General features: G+C 40.2%; 15 protein-coding genes. 7 read left to right on the forward strand and 8 right to left on the reverse strand.

Annotated elements, in window-relative coordinates:
* Positions 1 to 486: 486 nt before the first annotated feature.
* Positions 487 to 4170, forward strand: coding sequence for a methionine synthase (gene metH / locus CW745_RS09000; protein ID WP_101108321.1), 3684 nt, complete (start codon positions 487 to 489; stop codon positions 4168 to 4170).
* A 55-nt stretch (positions 4171 to 4225) separates the two neighbouring features.
* Here metH and CW745_RS09005 read toward each other — a convergent pair whose 3' ends face one another.
* Complete coding sequence (locus tag CW745_RS09005) at positions 4226 to 5119, reverse strand: PhzF family phenazine biosynthesis protein (protein ID WP_238596767.1); 894 nt, start codon at positions 5117 to 5119, stop codon at positions 4226 to 4228.
* 209 nt (positions 5120 to 5328) lie between these two features.
* Between CW745_RS09005 and CW745_RS09010 the strand changes: the two genes are divergently transcribed.
* On the forward strand, positions 5329 to 8571 hold the full coding sequence (locus CW745_RS09010; RefSeq protein ID WP_101108323.1) for a DEAD/DEAH box helicase: 3243 nt from the start codon (positions 5329 to 5331) through the stop codon (positions 8569 to 8571).
* 113 nt (positions 8572 to 8684) lie between these two features.
* Here CW745_RS09010 and CW745_RS09015 read toward each other — a convergent pair whose 3' ends face one another.
* Genes CW745_RS09015 through CW745_RS09025 form a run of 3 tightly spaced genes read right to left on the reverse strand, consistent with a single transcriptional unit; the run spans position 8685 to position 10915 of the window.
* Entirely contained in the window at positions 8685 to 9341 is a 657-nt protein-coding gene (locus CW745_RS09015; RefSeq protein ID WP_101108324.1) for a hypothetical protein, read from the reverse strand.
* A gap of 14 nt (positions 9342 to 9355) precedes the next feature.
* Positions 9356 to 10456: a YcbX family protein gene (locus CW745_RS09020; RefSeq protein ID WP_101108325.1), complete on the reverse strand. Its 1101-nt coding sequence runs from the start codon at positions 10454 to 10456 to the stop codon at positions 9356 to 9358.
* Positions 10457 to 10915 carry a methylglyoxal synthase gene (locus CW745_RS09025; protein WP_101108326.1) on the reverse strand — a complete coding sequence of 153 codons (459 nt, stop codon included), beginning with the start codon at positions 10913 to 10915 and terminating at the stop codon, positions 10457 to 10459.
* A gap of 81 nt (positions 10916 to 10996) precedes the next feature.
* On the opposite strand from CW745_RS09025, the gene CW745_RS09030 reads away from it, so the two are divergent.
* Positions 10997 to 11479 carry a hypothetical protein gene (locus CW745_RS09030; protein ID WP_101108327.1) on the forward strand — a complete coding sequence of 161 codons (483 nt, stop codon included), beginning with the start codon at positions 10997 to 10999 and terminating at the stop codon, positions 11477 to 11479.
* 231 nt (positions 11480 to 11710) lie between these two features.
* Here the strand turns inward: CW745_RS09030 and CW745_RS09035 are convergent, their stop codons facing one another.
* Complete coding sequence (locus tag CW745_RS09035) at positions 11711 to 12070, reverse strand: DUF1422 family protein (protein WP_101108328.1); 360 nt, start codon at positions 12068 to 12070, stop codon at positions 11711 to 11713.
* A gap of 180 nt (positions 12071 to 12250) precedes the next feature.
* On the opposite strand from CW745_RS09035, the gene sthA reads away from it, so the two are divergent.
* Entirely contained in the window at positions 12251 to 13681 is a 1431-nt protein-coding gene (gene sthA, locus CW745_RS09040; protein WP_101108329.1) for a Si-specific NAD(P)(+) transhydrogenase, read from the forward strand.
* On the opposite strand, the gene nudE is transcribed toward sthA, so the two are convergent.
* Positions 13664 to 14212 (reverse strand): ADP compounds hydrolase NudE, encoded by a 549-nt coding sequence (gene nudE / locus CW745_RS09045; RefSeq protein ID WP_101108330.1) that lies wholly within the window; start codon positions 14210 to 14212, stop codon positions 13664 to 13666. The genes sthA and nudE overlap by 18 nt on opposite strands.
* 59 nt (positions 14213 to 14271) lie before the next feature.
* Here nudE and yrfG point away from each other — a divergent pair, with 59 nt between their 5' ends.
* Entirely contained in the window at positions 14272 to 14919 is a 648-nt protein-coding gene (gene yrfG, locus CW745_RS09050) for a GMP/IMP nucleotidase (RefSeq protein ID WP_101108331.1), read from the forward strand.
* Here the strand turns inward: yrfG and CW745_RS09055 are convergent.
* Positions 14916 to 15395: a Spy/CpxP family protein refolding chaperone gene (locus CW745_RS09055; protein ID WP_101108332.1), complete on the reverse strand. Its 480-nt coding sequence runs from the start codon at positions 15393 to 15395 to the stop codon at positions 14916 to 14918. The two genes, yrfG and CW745_RS09055, sit on opposite strands and share 4 nt — an antisense overlap.
* 267 nt (positions 15396 to 15662) lie before the next feature.
* On the opposite strand from CW745_RS09055, the gene CW745_RS09060 reads away from it, so the two are divergent.
* Both CW745_RS09060 and CW745_RS09065 read left to right on the forward strand, forming a co-directional pair.
* Positions 15663 to 16376, forward strand: a complete 714-nt coding sequence (locus CW745_RS09060) for a response regulator (protein ID WP_101108333.1) — start codon at positions 15663 to 15665, stop codon at positions 16374 to 16376.
* Positions 16366 to 17760 (forward strand): HAMP domain-containing sensor histidine kinase, encoded by a 1395-nt coding sequence (locus CW745_RS09065; RefSeq protein ID WP_101108334.1) that lies wholly within the window; start codon positions 16366 to 16368, stop codon positions 17758 to 17760. Before CW745_RS09060 ends, CW745_RS09065 begins: the two co-directional genes overlap by 11 nt.
* Before the next feature lie 288 nt (positions 17761 to 18048).
* Here the strand turns inward: CW745_RS09065 and CW745_RS09070 are convergent, their stop codons facing one another.
* A complete protein-coding gene (locus tag CW745_RS09070; RefSeq protein ID WP_101108335.1) occupies positions 18049 to 20601 on the reverse strand; it encodes a PBP1A family penicillin-binding protein in 2553 nt (850 codons plus the stop codon).
* Positions 20602 to 20688: the final 87 nt, after the last annotated feature.

The following is a 20688-nucleotide window of genomic DNA, read 5'->3' on the forward strand; positions in this document are numbered from 1 at the left end:
ATATCAGTTTTTAGAGAAGCGTAATAAATTTCTGGGGATTGTTTTTTTAAACAGCTCAACGCCTTAATAGGCTTTTTAGTTATGCTTCTTTACTACACGTGATAGTTGGTTATAAATTAAATATTTATTGTTTTAGTGTGGATTTTTCACGTTACCATCTTTATTAGCAAGTCTGTTTTTTGTAAACACTTTCTTGATTTAAGTTTATGTTTATTAAGGCAATGGAGTAGAAATGCTTAAGGAAGGCGAAAGATGAGAAGCACTGGAAGGTAAACTTATTTAATATAATGACATTACAAACGCTCTTTTAAGATAAAGCGAACTTGTTTAAGTTCGCTTTTTTTATGTCCTAAATTTATCACTCGATTTTCTCACGTTGTTTATAGAAATATTTCAATTTAATGATCACGCATAGAGAAGTACTGTTTGTCACTTTTATGTTAAACTTCGCGTTCTATTTTTATGAATAAGACGTAAGGGAACATAATGTCAGTCAGCGATCGCAGTGCATTAATCAAATCACAGCTAGAAAAACACATCCTGCTTATTGATGGTGGTATGGGTACCATGATTCAAGATTATAAGCTTGAAGAGAGCGATTACCGTGGTGAACGCTTTGCGCAGTGGAAATGTGATGTTAAGGGTAATAATGACCTGCTCGTTTTAAGCCAGCCACATATCATTGAAAATATTCATAAAGAATATTTAGACGCCGGTGCCGATATTCTTGAAACGAATACCTTTAATGCGACAACGATTGCAATGGCTGATTATGAGATGGAATCGCTGTCTGCTGAAATCAACCGAGAAGCTGCGCGCATTGCACGTAAAGTGGCAGACCAAAAAACGGCTGAAACACCAGATCGCCCTCGTTTTGTTGCCGGTGTTTTAGGCCCAACTAACCGTACTTGTTCTATCTCTCCTGATGTAAATGACCCCGCTTTTCGTAATGTCACTTTTGATGAGTTAGTTGAAGCTTATACAGAGTCGACTTTAGCGTTAATCGAAGGGGGCTCTGACCTTATTCTTGTTGAAACTGTTTTTGATACGTTAAATGCAAAAGCCGCCGTGTTTGCGATTAGTGGTGTTTTTGATCAGTTAGGTTATAAGTTACCTGTGATGATTTCTGGCACTATTACCGATGCCTCTGGTCGAACGCTATCAGGTCAAACCACCGAAGCATTCTATAACTCACTGCGCCATATTGAGCCAATCTCATTTGGTTTAAACTGTGCATTAGGCCCTGATGAATTACGTCAATATGTAGCGGAGATGTCGCGTATCTCTGAAACCTATGTTTCTGCGCACCCTAATGCTGGTTTACCTAACGCCTTTGGTGAATATGATCTTGAAGCTAAAGAGATGGCAACACATATTAAAGAGTGGGCTGAAAGTGGCTTTTTGAATTTGGTTGGTGGTTGCTGTGGAACAACTCCTGCGCATATTCGCGCTATGTATAAAGCGGTTGAAGGTATTACACCCCGTGCGATTCCTGAAATAGAGGTTGCATGTAGACTGAGTGGTCTCGAGCCATTAACGATCAGTAAAAGTTCGTTATTTCAAAACGTAGGTGAACGTACCAATGTTACCGGTTCAGCACGTTTCAAGCGTTTAATTAAAGATGAACTTTATGATGAAGCCTTAGATGTTGCACTGCAACAGGTAGAGGCGGGCGCTGATATTATCGATATTAATATGGATGAAGCGATGCTTGATTCATTGTATGCGATGAAGCGTTTCTTAAACCTATGTGCCTCTGAACCGGATATCTGTAAAGTGCCAATTATGGTCGATTCTTCTAAATGGGAAATTTTAGAAGAGGGGCTTAAGTGTGTGCAAGGTAAAGGTATTGTTAACTCAATCAGCATGAAAGAGGGGGTGGACAACTTTATTGAGCAGGCCTCGCTGATTCGTCGTTATGGTTTCGCAGTTATCGTAATGGCCTTTGATGAAGTTGGTCAAGCTGATACGCGCGAACGTAAATTTGAAATCTGTCAGAAATCCTACGATATCCTAGTTAATCAAGTGGGTTTCCCACCTGAAGATATTATTTTCGATCCGAATATTTTTGCTGTTGCAACGGGGATTGAAGAGCATAACAATTATGCCGTTGATTTTATTGATGCAGTAAAAGACATTAAAGATAACTTACCGCATGCGATGATTTCAGGTGGTGTTTCCAATGTATCTTTCTCGTTCCGTGGTAATAACCCGGTGCGTGAAGCGATACATGCCGTATTCCTGTATTACTGTTTTAAAAATGGTATGGATATGGGCATCGTGAATGCCGAACAGCTTGCTATTTATGATGATATCCCTAAAGAGCTAAAAGATGCGGTTGAAGATGTTGTTCTGAATAAAAATCCTGATGCGACCGATGCGTTGCTTGATCTTGCTGAAAAATACCGTGATTCAGGGCAGGAAAAAATAGACGATGGCAGTGCTTTAGAGTGGCGTAACTTGCCAGTCAATGAGCGTATTGCACATGCCTTAGTAAAGGGTATCACCGAATTTATTGAAGAAGATACCGAAGTCGCACGTCAAAATGTAGATATGCCAATCGAAGTAATTGAAGGGCCGTTGATGGACGGTATGAATATCGTTGGTGATCTGTTTGGTGCTGGTAAAATGTTCTTGCCTCAAGTTGTTAAATCAGCACGTGTAATGAAGCAGGCAGTTGCCTACCTAAACCCTTATATTGAAGCGACTAAAGCGGTTGGTGATACCAACGGTAAAATCGTAATGGCGACCGTGAAGGGGGATGTACACGATATCGGTAAAAACATTGTTGGTGTTATTTTACAGTGTAATAATTATGAGATTATCGACCTTGGTGTCATGGTACCAACGGAAACGATTATTAAGACAGCGATTGCTGAAAATGCAGATATGATTGGTCTTTCTGGATTAATAACGCCTTCATTGGATGAGATGGTTTATGTTGCCAAAGAGATGCAGCGCCAAGGCTTAAAACTGCCGTTACTAATTGGTGGTGCAACTACCTCAAAAGCCCATACAGCAGTAAAAATAGAGCAAAACTACGATGAGCCTGTGGTCTATGTTTCGAATGCATCACGTGCGGTAGGTGTGTGTCAGTTATTGCTTAATGATAAAACCAAACCTGCCTTTGTTGCAAAGTTGAATACAGACTATGAGCGTGTTCGTGAACAGCATGCCAACAAGCGCCCACGCAGTAAACCTATCTCATTAGAACGTGCGCGTGGCAACGCAGCTAAAATTGATTGGACTACCTACGTGCCTCCTGTTCCTAATAAATTAGGTACTCAGGTGATTACTAAGATGTCGATTGATACCTTAAGTGAATATATCGATTGGACGCCTTTCTTCATGACATGGGGCTTAGCAGGAAAATACCCGCGTATATTGACCGATGAAGTGGTTGGCGAAGAAGCAACACGCCTGTTTGCTGATGCACAAAAAATGCTAGAAACAGTAAAAGCAGAAGGTGAAATTTCAGCATCTGGTATTGTGGGTATTTTCCCTGCGAATAGCGTTGGTGATGATATTGAAATATATACCGATGAGTCTCGCACTGAAATTGCACAAATCAGTAACCAATTACGTCAGCAAACTGAGAAAAAACCACCATTTGTTAACCATTGTTTAGCGGATTATGTTGCTCCTAAATCGTCAGGTGTTGCGGATTATATTGGTGCCTTTGCGGTAACGGGGGGGATTGGTGAGCGCGAAGTGGCAAATCGTTACAAAGAAAATAACGATGACTATAACGCTATTCTTGTGCAAGCTGTTTGTGACCGTCTTGCAGAAGCTTTTGCAGAATACCTACACCAACAGACACGTAAAGATTACTGGGGCTTTGCAGCCGATGAAACCTTAGATAATAACGACATGATCCGTGAAAAATACCAAGGCATTCGTCCAGCACCGGGTTATCCTGCTTGTCCTGAACATACGGAAAAACAGATCATTTGGGATTTGATGGACGTTGAAAAAGAGATTGGTATGGAGCTGACTTCTAGTTATGCAATGTACCCAGGCGCCGCAGTTTCTGGTTGGATATTCTCACACCCTGAAAGCCGTTACTTTGCAATAGCGCAAATACAGCACGATCAAGTGGAAGATTATGCACAGCGTAAAGGCTGGGATTTACTGACTGCCGAGCGTTGGTTAGGTCCAAACATTAGCTAGTTTTTTCATCTTCAAGATTGTAATAATGCTACCTTAATCGGTAGCATTATTATTTTTAGCCTTTATCGCTTTCTACATTTTGGTACTGCTCAGTTTTTATTAGGCGTGCAAAGCCACTCACTTCAACACGTTTAATGTTTCCCGCATCCACCACGACCTTAGCCTGCAATAATGAAGGGCTATCCATTGATGCCCCTTGCTCAAAAGTGAAAGTGGTCTGTTGTAAATGCTGATAAAGATAACAAGCTAAAGCGCCACATGCACTGCCTGTCGCAGATTCTTCTTCTATACCGACAAGTGGTGCAAAGTTGCGACAATTTGCTGTTATCGCGTTTGTTGGCGTATTTAATTCAAAGAGGTGTAAGCCAACAATGTCATGTGTCGAGCAAAAGGCCGTTATCTTTGTTAGATCGGGCGTGATGTTATCTAATATCCCGAGTGGAACTGGAATAATAAGATCGCAAAGGCCAGTTGATAACGCTTCAATAGGCAGTGTGGATGACAACTGTTCTGTACTGAGGTTTAACATCGGTGCAATTTGCTGAGCAGAAAAACCTTTCAGTCTCTTGGGGAGTTGTTGTTGCATGGTCACTAAACCATTGGATGCTATTGTCACTGTAAAAATACCGGCCTGTGTAATAAAACGATAACTGCCTGTTGTTATCCTTTGTTGCTGGTGGAGTAAATAAAACAGTGCAAGGGTTGCGTGACCACAGAATGCGACCTCTTCAGTCGGTGTGAAAAAGGAGATAGAAAAGTCTACATTTTGAGGGGTATTAGTTTCCTCAGTGAAAGCACTTAAAAAAACCGTTTCAGAGTAGCCTAGGTAACTAGCAATCTGTTGTTTTTGATCTCGTGAAAGGTTATCGGCATCAAATACGACACCCGCTAAATTGCCTCCCAGAGCATTTTTGGTAAAAGCGCTGACGGTGTGCAGTGTAATGGTCAAATCAACTCCTTGATAACAACAAATGAAAAACATTCATTATTACAGTTGCGTCTGTTATGTAAACGTTTCCGTGTGATTTAGGGAAAAAGAGTTTCATTTTAAAAATAACTCATTTTTTAATTTTGATGTTACAAATAACTTTTTAGGCCTTCCTTTCTAGGCAATATCTCTCTATCATTAATGATCCATTTTTACAGTTGGTTACCTAGATGCCTAAGATCACTCAGCAAGACATTTCCACCAGTTTTGGTCGTAATATTATCGACCGCGGCAGCCGTTATTTTAAAGAGAGCCGAGTATTATCTTGCGAGTTTGATGAACAAAATAGTAAGTTAAGTGGTAGCGTTAAAGGTAGCTCTGAAACGCCTTATCAAACCAGTGCTACGATCAAGCCTTCGAATAAAGGTGGTTTTATTATCCACAGTACCTGCTCTTGCCCTGTGGGTTGGAACTGTAAACATGCCGTTGCACTCTTGCTTGCTTATCAAGCAGATACTCCAAATTATAATATAGAAAACAGCTACCAAACTTGGTTTGAAATGTTGCAAGGGCAATTAGATAAAAAACAACCTGCGCCTGTTGTTAGTGCCTACGAAGGTTACTTTCGTCTCTCCTTTGTAAAAACGGCCTACAACCACGCATTACAATATATTCAAGTGGAATATGGCTCGGTGCGTTTTCTAAAAAGTGAAAATGTCAGTGTCTTTGCAGAAAAAGATCTTATTTCAGTGGTTGATAATGAAACTTGGATGGAAAGTTATAAGTGGGTAAAACCTGAAGATATTAGTATTTTACAACTGTTACTTGCTAAAGAGGGGCGAGTTACTAAGCTAGCAAAAACCACATTACATACTCAGCATGATCAGCTTGCTCTACAGCAAATATTAACCACAGGACGCTGTTTCTGGCGTGAAATTACCCTGCCTTTGACTGAATCTGAGCCTAAAGCATTGCAATTAGACTGGCATGATGAAGAGGATTTAAAACAGCTTGATGTCTCACTATTAGGCTGTGAAAACTGGTTATTAATCCCAACGCCGACACCTTATTATATCGATACCGATAATGGTCAGATTGGTCAAATTGAGAGTGAGTTTGACCGTGATTGGATCCTTTCTCTGATTCAAACGCCACCTTTAGCGGCTGAGCAGTGTCAGCACTTTACAGAGCAAGTTTCTCTGCGTTTTCCACATGCAGTGCTACCTAATCCTATTCGTTATGCAACTCGTACCTTAGATGATTCATTACGCATCGAATTTAGTTTAACAAGCAAAATAGTGAAGGGTAACCCGCTATTTATCGCTCGCCTGTCATTCTTTTATGGAGAGTTGCGCTTAGACCCCAATGTACTTGACGATAAAACGCGTAATCAATTTATGTTAGAGGGTGAGATAGCAACTATACAGCGTGATGTTGAAGCGGAGATGATTGCACTTAAAGAGTATCAAAATCTATGCTTATTAGATCTATTTACCTACGATGATAAACAACCGAAATCCAACCAATTATTGGGTATTTTACCTCCTGAGCTTGGTGGTTCGCAGCAATTCCAATGGTTGTCTTTTCTGACCGCACACAAAGCACGTTTAGAAGTATTAGGTTGGCAGTTTAATATCGACAGCGATTTGGTATTAGAAAGTGAGCAGATTGATAGCATCGATATCGCCATTGCTGAGCAAGGGCATTGGTTCGATTTAGGCGTATCGATTGAAGTTGAAGGTAAACGTATTGAGCTATTACCACTGTTATTGGAATGGTTACGTAATAACGAAGACTGGCAGCAAAACAATTTTGATATTTTATTAGCACAAGCTAATGGGCGTCCTTTGCGTGTGAAACGTAGCTCGATTCAGCCGATCTTGTCGATTTTACAAGAGCTGGGTGAGGTGAATAATGACAATATCAAGTTGCCTCAAAGCCAAGCTGCACTCTTAGCGCAGTTACCTGAGATAAACAGATGGGTGGGCGGTAGTCACGTGAAAGCGTTGGCAGATAAACTGACTAACTTTAGTGGTATCGAGGCGGTTGATCCTCCTACTGACTTGCAAGCAACTTTGCGTGATTACCAGTTAAGCGGATTAAATTGGTTAGTATTCTTAAATGAGTACGGATTTTCTGGCGTCTTAGCAGATGATATGGGCCTAGGTAAAACGGTTCAAACTTTGGCTTATCTACTTTATAAAAAACAACATCAGCAATTAGATAACCCTGCGATTGTGATTTGTCCGACCTCTTTAGTCGGGAACTGGGTCAATGAAGCGACAAAGTTTACGCCAGATCTATCGGTACTGGTGTTACATGGTGCGGAGCGACATAAACATTTTGATAGCATTGCTAATTATGATCTGGTGATCACAACTTACCCGTTGGTAGGGCGTGATTTTGCACAACTTGCGCCATTAACATTTTCTGATCTTATTTTAGATGAAGCACAAACCATTAAAAATCCGTTGGCTAAAATGACCAAAAGCATTAAACAGCTGAATGCTAAGCAACGTTTATGTTTAACGGGTACACCGATGGAGAATCATCTGGGTGAATTATGGTCGTTATTTGATTTCTTGATGCCCGGTTTCTTAGGCACGCACACCACTTTTAATCGTTTTTACCGTAAAGGCATTGAAGGTGAAGGCAATCAACAGGTGCAAGATTGGCTAATTCAGAAAACGCAGCCATTTTTACTGCGTCGTACTAAGGATGAAGTGGCAAAAGAGTTACCCGCTAAAACAGAAATTGTGCATAAAGTGGTACTGCCAAATGATCAGCGTACATTGTATGAGAGCATCCGTATTACGATGGAAGCGAAGGTACGTGACCTGTTAAAAGAGAAAGGCATGGCGCGAAGCCGTATTGAATTTTTAGATGCGCTGCTTAAATTACGTCAGGCTTGTTGCGATCCTCGTTTAGTGAAGCTTGAACATGCGCAAGGGATTAAAGGCTCTGCGAAGCTAGATTTCTTGATGGAGATTGTCCCTGAGATGATTGAAGAGGGCAGACGCATTTTAATCTTCTCTCAGTTTGCCACCATGTTAGGTTTAATTGGCGATGAGCTAGAAAGCCAAGGCATTAACTTTGTTAAACTCACGGGACAAACCCGTAACCGCAGTGAAATTATCGATAAGTTCCAAGCGGGAGAGGTGCCTGTTTTCCTTATATCGCTTAAGGCTGGTGGTGTTGGATTAAATTTAACCGCAGCAGATACGGTTATTCATTATGATCCATGGTGGAACCCTGCTGTTGAAAATCAAGCGACGGACCGTGCTTACCGTATCGGCCAAGATAAACCTGTTTTTGTTTATAAGCTGATTTGTGAGCAAACGGTTGAAGAGCGTGTGCTAGCGTTACAGGCACGTAAGCAACAACTTGCTGATAGTGTTTATGGCAAAGAGCAGGAAGATAAATTTGCACCGGATAGCAGTGATGCATTACTGAAACTATTTGAGCGATATTAATAGTTTAGTGTCTGATAATATAAAGCGAAGCATCGCTTCGCTTTGTATTTAACCTCAATTCTGGTTAATAGAAGCGTTATTGTATCGCTATGCTTATCCAGCATTGAGGTTATTTAATCTTTTATCACGCCTTGTTTTATTAAGCGCATAAACAGCGAGTTTGCTTCTTTAAATCCGTCATCCATTTTGATCATACGACTATTTTTATTACACTTCCCCACCACTTTCATTGCTGGTCGAAAGAATAATTTATAGTGCTTTTTATCCTCCTGTAGACAAAACTCATCCTCAGAAAAGTCACTATGTTCTTTCAAGTCATAGGTACTAAAGATATCTACGAGTGCTCCCATTGTTGGGCCTGAAATTGTATGTTGAGCTAATGTCATGCCAGCTGCATTTGATATCATCACTTCAAAAGGAGTGCTCCGATAGGCAAGAGTGGTATAAAGTTTACGTAGTTGTTTAGAGGTGGGTTTAACGGCTGTGTGGATACGACCATCGATACAGAAACGGATCAGCTTTTCCTGCGCCATAAAAGCGATCATATCAGTATCAATAATGGAGTGTTCTTGTCCTAAGAAATCTGGCAGTAGCTTTAAGACATCGAGATGATTTTTACGTTTAAAACAGTTGCTCCGATCGAGATGCAAAAGGCGACCATCGGGTAAAATATAACCCGCTTCATGAATATCATTGGTTAAACCAAGCACTTCAATGAGCTTGTCTGTATCATTCGTTGGAATCTCGCTATGATCGTGTTCTGTTTCCATGCAAACCCTTATTATTAATGATTCAGTTTAATATCCGACAGTGGAATGCAACTGCAAGCAAGAACATAACCCTGCTCTATTTCTGTTTCCGTGAGCGCTTCATTGCTGAGTGTTAATACTTCGCCATCAACTAGTTCGACTTTACAACGTCCACATTTTCCACCTCGACAAGAGTAAGGGATGTTAACGCCCGCTTGCTCTGCTTGATCTAATAATAGTTGCTGATTATCACCTGTCACGGTAATGGATGATGTTTGATAATTAATTTGCAGCGAACGGTTTTTATCGCTCTGCATACCCGCTTGTGACCCATATACAATCGCTTCTTGCGTTGCTAATACCTGCACTTCGTCACCGGCTCTTATTATGCCTGTGTTAAGCGGTATCAAGTTCTGTCCAAAGTCGATATCGCCTTGGTGGTAACGAAAAGACGCGAGTGTTGCTAGTGGTTCATTCTTTGCTGCAATGCCTGTTTTTGGATCGACATTGGTAAATAAGCAACGAGAGCAAGGTTTGCTTACCTCAAATTCAACTTCACCAATTTTGATCCGTGCCCAGCTATCTTCAATAAAAGGTAGTTCACCTTCGATAACAATATTAGGGCGAAAGTGTAGTGCGCTTACAGGCTTGTCGAGTTTAGCATTTAACTTAGCAACCGATGTTTGATTGATCAATAGTAACGGATAGCCATCGGCAAAAGTGACCGGAGCTGTTTTGTTTTTAACGCAACGTTGGCTATGTTCTGCAAAAAAGACCAGTTGGCAAGGTTGCTGCAAATATTGGCTAAACCAGTTATCGTAATCATAATGACAATGTAACGCGTTAACGTTGTCGCCCCATATTTGAGAACGTTGTACTTCACTTGAAAATGTTTCTGGATCAATAGTCAACGTATTCATTTTTGGCGCGTTTATTATCAAGGTGTTTTTTGAAAACTGAACATCTATCTGTGTTAACAGTGGCTGAGTTCGCCCTGTAATAAAAGCTCCATCTTGGTCAACCAGCATATAACGACGATCAAAACGAATTCCTGCTTGTTCAACAAATGCTGCTGGCTGGCTAATTGCTTTAACTGATTTAATTGGGTAGATATATATATCCGTTAAGGTCTGCATCTATTTGACTCGCTCTGCTAAATAGCCATGGTAATCTGGAATACGGGTATGATAGCTTTCATTAATATGCAGTGAATCCATAATAAAGTCTGCGGTAGAAATATTGGTGGCAACAGGAATGTTCCAAACAGCTGCTAACCGTAACAGTGCTTTTACATCCGGGTCATGCGGGGCTGCATTCATGGGATCCCAAAAAAAGATTAGCACATCTATTTCTCCTTCTGAAATCTTTGCCCCTAGCTGTTGATCTCCTCCCATTGGCCCTGAAAATAGACAGGTGATCGGTAACGAAAGTTGGCTTGATAAAATAGAGCCCGTTGTACCTGTGGCGTAAAGGTGATGTAATTTAAGGACTTCTATTCGCTCTTTAGACCACTTTAAGAGTGACTCTTTCATATTATCGTGGGCAACTAATGCAATACGTTTATGTTTCTTTAATTCTCGAGTGGTGTAGTTCATATTGAGTCCTGACAAACTTGTAAAGTGAGGGTTATAGATTAAGCTAATAGTGCAACAAACTTAAATGATTTTGGAGTTTCTATGTCAAATGGTGATCAATTACCGCTTTATACTGCAACGCAATTGCCTGTGTTATTTAGTGACGATGCAAGTTGTAAATTTATCGCGTTAAAAATCAAAAGTGAAGAAGACAATACTGCATTACATGCTATCTATATTGAGCAACAGTCGCAGCCTATTGAGTTTCCATTTGGCGCTTTGATTACGGTCACTGAGTGGGAAGGCAAGAGTGAGCGTGAAGAATTTTTTATTGAGGCAGAGAGTGTCGAACTGTTAATGGAGAAACTTCAACGCTTTGATGAAGTTAATAGTTTCGTTTTTCTTCAGGTTCCTAATTCTGTGACTATTGATACGGTGACTATGCAGCCACAGCAGCTATTCTGTTTGTTATTTCCTGAATTAGGGGGCTTTAATTCAGATGCGCCTGAAGAGATTAGATTTGGTTTGAAAAATAGCTCGGTAGCCTTGCTACACCGTTTAGAAAGCAGTAAAAGTAATATTTAACATCAATTCTGGTTAATGGAAGCGTGATGGTGTTTAAAATTATGGTGTTGCTACTTTAATAAAGTGCCGTTAGTTGACCGTAGTTCAAGGTAAATTATTGTTGCAATAAGGGGTTATTGGTAGGTGATTTAACGCCGAAATTAGCGGTATTGTATCATTTTGCTTATCCAGAACTGAAGTTATTTAAATTATCAATCTAAGAAAAGGGGCTCACTAATGAGCCCCTTTTATTTATGCTTCGTAATGATTATCTTTAAACATCCATTTGTACATTAACCAAATAGCTAATAATAGCGTGATAGTAATGGAGATAAAGTTTGACCCAAGCTCAGGGTATAAGGCACCCGTAAAAGCTGAATAAGCAAAAATGCCCATAAAGAACGTTGCCCAGGCAGGACGTATACTGACTTCATTATTCGCTTCTTTAATGTAAAAGCCGTAAAAGTGATTAACTGTAAAAAATAGGGTAAAGAACGGGAAGATAGAGAATTCGACCTGTGAAATGGTGAAAATAGATAAGCAGGCATTGAGTGATAAGCCAATTAAAAAAGTATAAAAGATCCATTTTAGCGATATCGAGTTTTTACTCATAGAGGTACCCTTAGCAAAGAAGTTGTAGATTAAAAATAACACGAAGGCTCAGATTTTTCCCCTTTTTTTAGTGCTTAATTTTTTATCAACTGCACTGCTCACGATTTGTTACTCCAATGTGTGACAAATGCAAATCAATTGTTAATATCAGCTTTTATTTTCTGCAGTTAAAGGTTCATCATGTCTAAATCAAAAAATAGCAACAATGCCACACCAAGTTATGATTACGATGCCATTGTGATTGGTACAGGCCCTGGCGGAGAAGGGACGGCAATGAAACTAGCCAAAGGCGGTCTCTCAGTTGCTGTGATTGAAAAATATAAAGATATTGGTGGTGGTTGTACCCACTGGGGGACGATTCCCTCAAAGGCGCTTAGACACAGTGTTAGCCAGTTAATTGAACTTAAAAATAATGCGCTGTTTGTTAATAATTACCCACAAAAAGCCTCTTTTACCTTTGCAGATGTGCTGCGCCATACAGAAGGTGTCATTAGTAAACAGGTTAATATGCGCAGTAACTTTTATAACCGTAATAACTGCACCCTGATTTTTGGTGAAGCCTCTTTTGTTGATAACCATAGTATTGCAGTGAAGGGCCGAGATGGCACCATTGATACGATAACAGCAAAAGATATTGTTATTGCGACAGGTTCGCGACCTTATCACCCTGATGATATCGACTTTGAGGCTGCCAATATTTATGACAGTGATACCATTCTTTCTCTCGACTACCAACCACAGCATATTGCTATTTATGGCGCAGGTGTTATTGGTTCAGAGTACGCATCTATTTTTAGGGGGTTAGGAGTAAAAACAGATCTTATTAATACACGTGATCGCTTACTCTCTTTCTTAGATGCTGAGATGTCTGATGCGCTTTCGTACCATTTCCGCCATTCTGGTATTATTTTGCGCCATGATGAAGAGTATGAAAAAGTGGAAAGTACTAAAGATGGGGTGGTCTTGCACTTTAAGTCCGGTAAAAAAATGAAAGCGGGTTGTTTGCTTTATGCGAATGGTCGAACAGGTAATACTGATAAGTTAAACCTTGAAGCGGTTGGCTTAAAAGCAGATGGTCGAGGCCAACTTGCTATTAATGAGTATTACCAAACTGAGACGAAGAATATATATGCGATTGGTGATGTGATTGGTTACCCAAGTCTTGCCAGTGCTGCTTATGATCAAGGGCGAATTGCGGCTCATGCTATTTTGATTAAAGAAGGTAAGAAGAAGCTGATAAAAGATATTCCAACGGGTATTTACACGATTCCAGAAATAAGCTCAGTGGGTAAAACAGAGCAGATGTTGACGCAACAGAAAGTACCTTACGAAGTTGGACGAGCACAATTTAAAGATCTTGCTCGTTCGCAAATATTAGGCTCTGATGTCGGCAGTTTGAAGATTCTTTTTCATCGTGAAACCAAAGAAATTTTGGGCATTCACTGTTTTGGTGAGCGTGCCGCAGAGATTATTCATATCGGACAAGCGATTATGCAACAAAAGGGTGAAGGCAATAATATCGAATACTTTGTTAATACTACCTTCAATTACCCTACGATGGCAGAAGCCTACCGTGTTGCCGCTTTAAATGGCTTAAACCGTCTCTTTTAAAGCTTTCATTGCTAATAGAAGCGCTGCGATACTACGCGCTTCTTGAAAATCATCACGTGCCAACAATTCATCTATTTTTGCAATAGGCCACTTTATCACTTCAAGTGGCTCGGGTTCATCACCCTCTAGCTGTTCAGGATAAAGATCAAATGCCATAAACAGGTGCATTTCGCTGCTAAAATAGCTGGGCGCCATGCTGACTGTTTTTAATGGTTGTAAACGTTGTGCGCCAAACCCTACTTCCTCTTTTAATTCTCTATTAGCGGCTACATCGGGCAATTCACCAGGATCGATAATGCCCTTAGGAAAGCCTAAACCATAACTGTGTGTGCCTGCGCCATACTCTCGAATCAATAATAAGGTCTCGTTATCGTAGAATGGAACCACCATAACTGCACCTTGGTTATAGCCCTGCATACGCTCAAATTCACGTTGCTCACCGTTGCTAAATTTAAGTTGAACAGCCTCAATTTTAAAAAATCGGCTACTGGCAATTAAAGTCCTTTTAAGAATTTCAGGTAATTGTTTCATGTTATCGGCCTCCTTGAACAGGTATCATAGTAGCTTATATGAGAATCGATGGAAAAGTTATGTTTATTCGCACTGAGATTGACGCTGTTTTATTAGATATGGATGGGACATTACTGGATTTACATTACGATAACCACTTCTGGCTACAGTTTGTTCCGCAGCAATATGCTCTGAAAAATAAATTGCCTTTAAAACAAGCAGAGCAGCATGTTTATGCTCAGTATGAAAAGGTACAGGGAAGTTTGAGTTGGTATTGTTATGATTATTGGAGCACTACTTTAGGGCTTGATATCCATGGCCTGCAACATAAAACTAAACATAAAATTCAAGTACGTAGTGATACTTTATGGTTTTTAGATAAACTTAAGCAACTTAACATTCCTGCTTATATCCTAACGAATGCACATCGCAGTGGTGTGCAGTTGAAAATGCAGCAAAGTGATTTAACCCCTTATTTCAAAAAAATCATATCTAGCCATGATTATCAGATTGCTAAGGAAGATTTACGTTTTTGGTCGTCGGTTGAAGAGGAGTTACAGTGCGATTTTTCTCGTTGTTTGTTTATCGATGACAGTGAAAAAATATTAGCGGTGGCTGAACAGGCAAAGGTGGGATATTTGCGTGGTATTGCAACACCAGATAGCGAAAAGCCTGCACAAAAGATGCAGGCTTATAAAGTCATTAAGCAATTTTCTGAGCTATTTTAGCGATTTTTGCGTTGCATTTGCATCTCAGCATATTGCGCTTTCTGTTCATCAGTAAGTAGTTGAAACATTTGATGTTTAGCTTTCATTTTTGCGAGTTTACGTTCGCCTTTTTTAGTTTGCTGCTTATTAATGAGTTCTTTCGCCTTAGCTTCATCAAAGACTTCAGCATGCATTAATGCTTGCATCTCTGCGCGTTGAGCTTGTCTTTCACTGTCACTTTTTGTGTTTTTCCCTTTTTGAGATGACATAATCGATTTCATCTCTTGTTTTTGCTCTGCGCTCAGGTTTAGTTTTTCAAAGCCCATTTGCTTGTTTTTATGCTTGCCGTGATGTTTTCCACGTTGCTTTTTATCCATCATACTACAGTCTTGCTTGCCATTCTGAGCTCCATCTTGATTTCCTGCAACTGCGTATGAAAGCCCACCAAGCGAAAGTGTGGTTGCGATAATGATTGCGCCAATAGTTTTAGTTTTCATGATTAACTCCTTGATAATTGAATTGATTGCTATGCTCTTTGCATGTTTATATTTAAGCACTTAGATTTGTCAGGAATTTGTCCAAAAGCGAGAAGTTTGTAATAGTTTGTGACGATTAGGCTATTTGACATACTTTGACACAAATTATTCGCAAAAATAGCGTAATCTTCATTTATACCAATCGAATGACTACGCTTGGTATTACATAGTGCAAAGCAGGAATGCCCCTTTAATCATTACCACTTAGTTTCAAAGTAAGGACAGAAAATGCACCAGCCTCATCTATTAATTGTCGATGACCATCGTGAAATTAGAGAACTATTGCAACGTTTTTTTGTACAGCATAACTATCGTGTCACGGTTGCTAAAGACGGTAAAGAGATGAAGCAACGGTTAAAAGGGGCACAAATTGACTTAATTGTATTAGATCTCATGTTACCGGGGGAAGATGGTTTAACATTATGCCGAGATTTACGATCTTCTTCGAATATCCCTATTGTAATGTTGACGGCAATGGGCGATGAGATGGATAAAATTATTGGTCTTGAAATGGGGGCGGATGATTATCTCGCTAAGCCTTTTAATCCACGTGAGTTATTGGCGCGCATTAAAGCGGTTTTACGCCGTGTTAATACACTTAAGTCGCCAACTTCACAGGTAGATGCTTACCATTTTGCCCAGTGGACTATCGATATCCACAAACGCGAATTAACAGATCAAGCGGGGGTGATGGTTACTTTAAGTAGTGCAGAATTTGATTTGTTAAGAGTTTTTCTTGAGCACCCGCAACGAGTGCTAAGCCGTGACCAGCTACTAGAGCTAAGTAAAGGACGAGATGGCGGTGTTTATGATCGTGCTATCGATACGTTAATCAGTCGTTTACGTAAAAAGCTGGAGATTGATGCTAAGCATCCTGAATTAATCAAAACGATTTGGGGGGGAGGGTATCAATTCACTTGTGAGGTTAACCATGATCAATAAACTACTTCCTAGTAGCTTGGTCGGGCAAATTAGCCTAATCATGTTACTGGGTGTATTACTGGTGTTATCTGTGTCGTTGCAACTTTACTCACAAGATAGGCAGCGAGCGCTGAATTTTGTCTCGAGTGATAGTACCTTAGAGCGAGTAAGCTCATTAATTACCATATTGAATAACACGCCAATTGCGTTACATAAAGAGATTATTAGTGCCAGTCAAGGACGTGGTTTTTACCTTTCATTAGACACTAAAGCAGTGGTCCTAGAGCAAGGAGAGCAGACCCTATCGAATAAGCTTAAAGCATTAAATCCTGATTCTACTATTGAAGATGTTCGCATTGTCACTGCACAAATTAAACGCCCTCCACGTAAAAACGGTAAACCTCACCCTCACGATGAGCGCCGATTAGAGAAGAAAAAAAAGCAACGCTATAACATTAAATTAACTGGTTCAGTTTTATTGTCTGAGCAACATTGGTTGAATTTTAGCTCGGCAATTGATGAACAGGTGGCGCACTTACCATTAAAAACAGTGCTTTGGGTTGTGTTGTTTACCTTGCTTATTCTTTTGTTGATGGCATGGACGGTAAAACGTGCATTAAAGCCTATCGAGACGTTGGCAAAAGTGGCTAAAAAAGTTGGCAGTGAACGAGACTTTAAAAATATTAATGAAACTGGGCCAAGCGAAGTTATCCCCGCTATTATTGCCTTTAATCAGATGCAGGAAAATTTGGCGAGCTTTATCGATGATCGCAGTAAAATGTTGGCTGCTATTTCTCATGATCTGAGAACTCCCATTACCAGTTTACGTTTGCGCTTAGAATTTATTGAACCCGGTGAAGATCAAAAGCGGATGTTGGAAACAGTACATCAGATGGAAAAAATGCTTAAGGCGACCTTGGACTTTGCTAAAGATGATGCACATAAAGAGGTTAAACAAGAGCTTGAAGTTGTGAGCCTATTAACCACTATCTGCGATGAATACCGTGATCAAGGCATCGATATTCAATTATCGAGTGCTGATAGATTGATTGTGCGCTTATGGCCTATTGCATTTCGTCGTGTAATTGAAAATCTTATTAATAATAGTGTCGCTTATGGCCAAAACGAGGATGGTAAGGTTTGTATTAGCATTGATGTGCACTTAGAAGCTGAAAACTTAGTGATTGCAATTAGCGATACCGGGCAAGGTGTTGAAGAGTCGTTTTTTAGTGAAATTATCAAGCCTTTTGTTCGTTTGGACAAAGCACGTGATACAGAGGACTCAAGTGTGGGCTTGGGACTTGCGATAAGTCATGGCATTGTACATGCACACGCTGGTGAAATGCTGTTTAGTAACCTAGCGAGTGGTGGATTTCGTGTTCAAATATCGCTTCCTAGGAATTAGGGCTGCTGATCTTTTTTTAATACACCGTGTTTTTGCTTTGTGTTGCGTGCCGTTGACTGGTTAAAGTGACTCATTGCGTCGTTGAAAATTTCGTGAAGGGAGTCATATACGTATTGAGTTAAGGCACTTTTCCTGCGCAAAATGTAGATCACATACTTAATTCGATTATCATAAGTAGTATTGTATTTTGAAGGCCATTACTATCTGATTCAAAGTACTATAACCCTCCCATTAAGTGGCATTGAGATTAGATAACCGCCCTTTATGAGAGCGGTTATCTAATATAGACTAAAATAGTTCGTTTTCTCCACTATAAGATGTTTCACCTTCTTGTGTGCTTCGCTGGGCATCAAAGTCATAGCGTGCAGGTGGTTCAACATATTCTGTTGGCATAGTGCCTCGTTTAAAGTATTCAAATAGACTCGTGTGATCCGTTTGACGAGTTAACAGCCCTGTTACAGCATCAATGCGCGCTGTGGAAATGGTATTAGGAATTGTCTTTCTAACGATGGGTTGTGAAAGTGCAGTTTGTTGCATAAAGTCTATCCAAGCGGGTAGAGCTGTTCGAGCGCCAAATTCTCCGCCATAGGTCTGCTCATCTCCAAGGTTTCTATTGATACTAGCTCGGCCTAAATCACGATTGTAGTTATCGAAACCTACCCATGAAGTAGCAACAACATTACCTACATAACCAGAAAACCATGCGTCTTTTGAATCGTTAGTTGTTCCTGTTTTTCCACCAATATCATGTCGTTTTAAAGCACGAGCTGCACGCCAGCCTGTTCCATTCCAACCTGTTTTATGTTGCCAACTTCCACCACCCCAAACCGCGCTGTAGAGCAGTTCTCGTGTTAAAAAAGCGGTTTCAGGGCTAATAACAGATGGTGCGATTTGATCTTCGCTAATCGGGGAAATCTTACAGATCTGTTGATCTGTATACTGCTCATAAGCGGGGGTATCATTTTCTGCTTGCTGTTCATATAAACGCGTACACTCTTCACAAACAATTTTGGGGTTAGCTTGATAAATCACGGTGCCATAAGCATCTTCGATACGTTCGATTGCATAGGGTTCGATAGCGTAGCCACCATTAGCAATGATTGCGTACCCTGTCGCTAATTTAAGCGGAGAGAGAGAAGCTGAGCCCAGTGCAATCGTATTACTTTCTGGTACTTTTTCGGTATCAAACCCATATTTCCCAAGTTGCTCTATTACTTTGGGGATGCCTAAATCTTGAACTAAACGGACGGAAACAACATTTTTTGATTGTCCTAAGGCACGCCTTAGGCGGATTGGACCATCGTAAACAGCTGGTGAATTCTTAGGTCGCCATGCTGCACTACCACTCCATTGATTGATTGGAGCATCATTTACTAATGTCGCTAAGGTATAGCCATTTTCTAATGCGGCAGAGTAGATAAATGGTTTAATGTTTGATCCAACTTGACGGTCTGCTTGCGTTGCACGATCAAATTTACTTTGAACAAAACTAAAACCGCCAACTAGGGAGGTAATTGCACCATCTGTGGGGTTTAATGAAACAAAGGCAGCACTGGCGTCTGGATATTGGGATAACTCTAGTTTTTCATCCACTTGACGCACCCAAATAAGTTCCCCAACGGCAACGATATCACTGGCACTTTTGGGCTCTCTGCCTTGTTTGGTATCGCTAATATAAGGACGTGCCCATTTTAAACCGTCCCAATCAATTTGTAGGCTAGTTTCTCCGCTAGTCTTACTTATCACTTTGATCGATTGTTCATCCACTTCGATAACAACAGCAGGTTCAAGGTCGGCAAAAGAGGGTTCTTTTTTTAGCTTGTTAATGATTTCTTCATTTGTCCAATTATCTTCAGGCGCTTCCCAGAGAATATCTGTTGCACCTCGGTACCCGTGTCGCATATCGTAATTATGCAAATTAGTCATTACTGCTTTGTTAGCCGCTTCCTGTGAAACTTTATCGATGGTTGTGTAAACGTTAAAGCCTTCGTTATATGCACGTTCTTTACCGTAAAGTTCAAGAAGTTTTTTATGTGCCATCTCGGCAACATAATGCGCTGATAATGTAATTTCGGCACCATGATATTTACCTGTTATTGGTGCTTGAGTTGCTGCTTCATATTCTGCTTTAGAAATATGCTTTTCTTCAAACATGCGCATTAACACAATGTTACGACGTGCTTTAGCATTGCTAGGAGAGTAGATAGGGTTATTGCTAGATGGTGCTTTTGGTAAACCGGCAATGACAGCCATTTCTGGGAGTGTTAACTGGTCGACTGTTTTTCCATAATAGACTTGTGCCGCTGCACCAATACCAAAGGAGCGATGACCTAATGAAATCTTATTTAGATATAACATTAAAATTTCATCTTTAGTAAGTAGTTGCTCAATTTGAACGGCAATAAAAATCTCTTTAATTTTACGTATAAAGGTTTTTTCACGGGTTAAAAAGAAGTTACGGGCTACCTGCTGAGTGATAGTACTTGCACCTTGTTTGGCATGACCGGAAGAGGCGTAAACAAAGGCTGCACGGGCGATGCCGATAGGGTCAATACCATAGTGTTGGTAATATCGGCTATCTTCAGTTGCTAAAAAAGCATTAATAAGTTGCTCGGGTACTTCATTGCGTTGAAGAGGAATACGGCGCTTTTCACCAAATTGCGAAATAAGCTCGCCATCAATGCTGAAAATTTTCATTGGCACTTGTAGCTTAATGTCTTGGATTGTTGCTACGTCAGGCAAGTCTGACTTCAAGTGGTAGTATATTCCCACAATCGATCCTAGGCCTAAAAGAAGCATTAACGCTGATGCGATGAATAAGCGTTTAATCCATTTTTTCATTTTATGTTTACCTTTAAAAAATTTGATAACTAACTGATATAACTCTACCTGTTTTTCACAGTATATAGTGATAATTAAGGATATAAA

Source organism: Psychromonas sp. psych-6C06, from assembly GCF_002835465.1.
In the GTDB taxonomy this organism is placed as follows: Bacteria; Pseudomonadota; Gammaproteobacteria; order Enterobacterales; family Psychromonadaceae; genus Psychromonas.

Bases quoted from the DNA above. Each gene is read 5' to 3' on its own strand.
- nudE (WP_101108330.1), bottom strand. From the start codon at position 14,212: ATGAAACAATTACCTGAAATTCTTAAAAGGACTTTAATTGCCAGTAGC.
- metH (WP_101108321.1), top strand. From the start codon at position 487: ATGTCAGTCAGCGATCGCAGTGCATTAATCAAATCACAGCTAGAAAAA.
- CW745_RS09055 (WP_101108332.1), bottom strand. From the start codon at position 15,395: ATGAAAACTAAAACTATTGGCGCAATCATTATCGCAACCACACTTTCG.
- CW745_RS09020 (WP_101108325.1), bottom strand. From the start codon at position 10,456: ATGCAGACCTTAACGGATATATATATCTACCCAATTAAATCAGTTAAA.
- sthA (WP_101108329.1), top strand. From the start codon at position 12,251: ATGTCTAAATCAAAAAATAGCAACAATGCCACACCAAGTTATGATTAC.
- CW745_RS09025 (WP_101108326.1), bottom strand. From the start codon at position 10,915: ATGAACTACACCACTCGAGAATTAAAGAAACATAAACGTATTGCATTA.
- yrfG (WP_101108331.1), top strand. From the start codon at position 14,272: ATGTTTATTCGCACTGAGATTGACGCTGTTTTATTAGATATGGATGGG.
- CW745_RS09070 (WP_101108335.1), bottom strand. From the start codon at position 20,601: ATGAAAAAATGGATTAAACGCTTATTCATCGCATCAGCGTTAATGCTT.
- CW745_RS09065 (WP_101108334.1), top strand. From the start codon at position 16,366: ATGATCAATAAACTACTTCCTAGTAGCTTGGTCGGGCAAATTAGCCTA.
- CW745_RS09060 (WP_101108333.1), top strand. From the start codon at position 15,663: ATGCACCAGCCTCATCTATTAATTGTCGATGACCATCGTGAAATTAGA.
- CW745_RS09035 (WP_101108328.1), bottom strand. From the start codon at position 12,070: ATGAGTAAAAACTCGATATCGCTAAAATGGATCTTTTATACTTTTTTA.
- CW745_RS09030 (WP_101108327.1), top strand. From the start codon at position 10,997: ATGTCAAATGGTGATCAATTACCGCTTTATACTGCAACGCAATTGCCT.
- CW745_RS09010 (WP_101108323.1), top strand. From the start codon at position 5,329: ATGCCTAAGATCACTCAGCAAGACATTTCCACCAGTTTTGGTCGTAAT.
- CW745_RS09015 (WP_101108324.1), bottom strand. From the start codon at position 9,341: ATGGAAACAGAACACGATCATAGCGAGATTCCAACGAATGATACAGAC.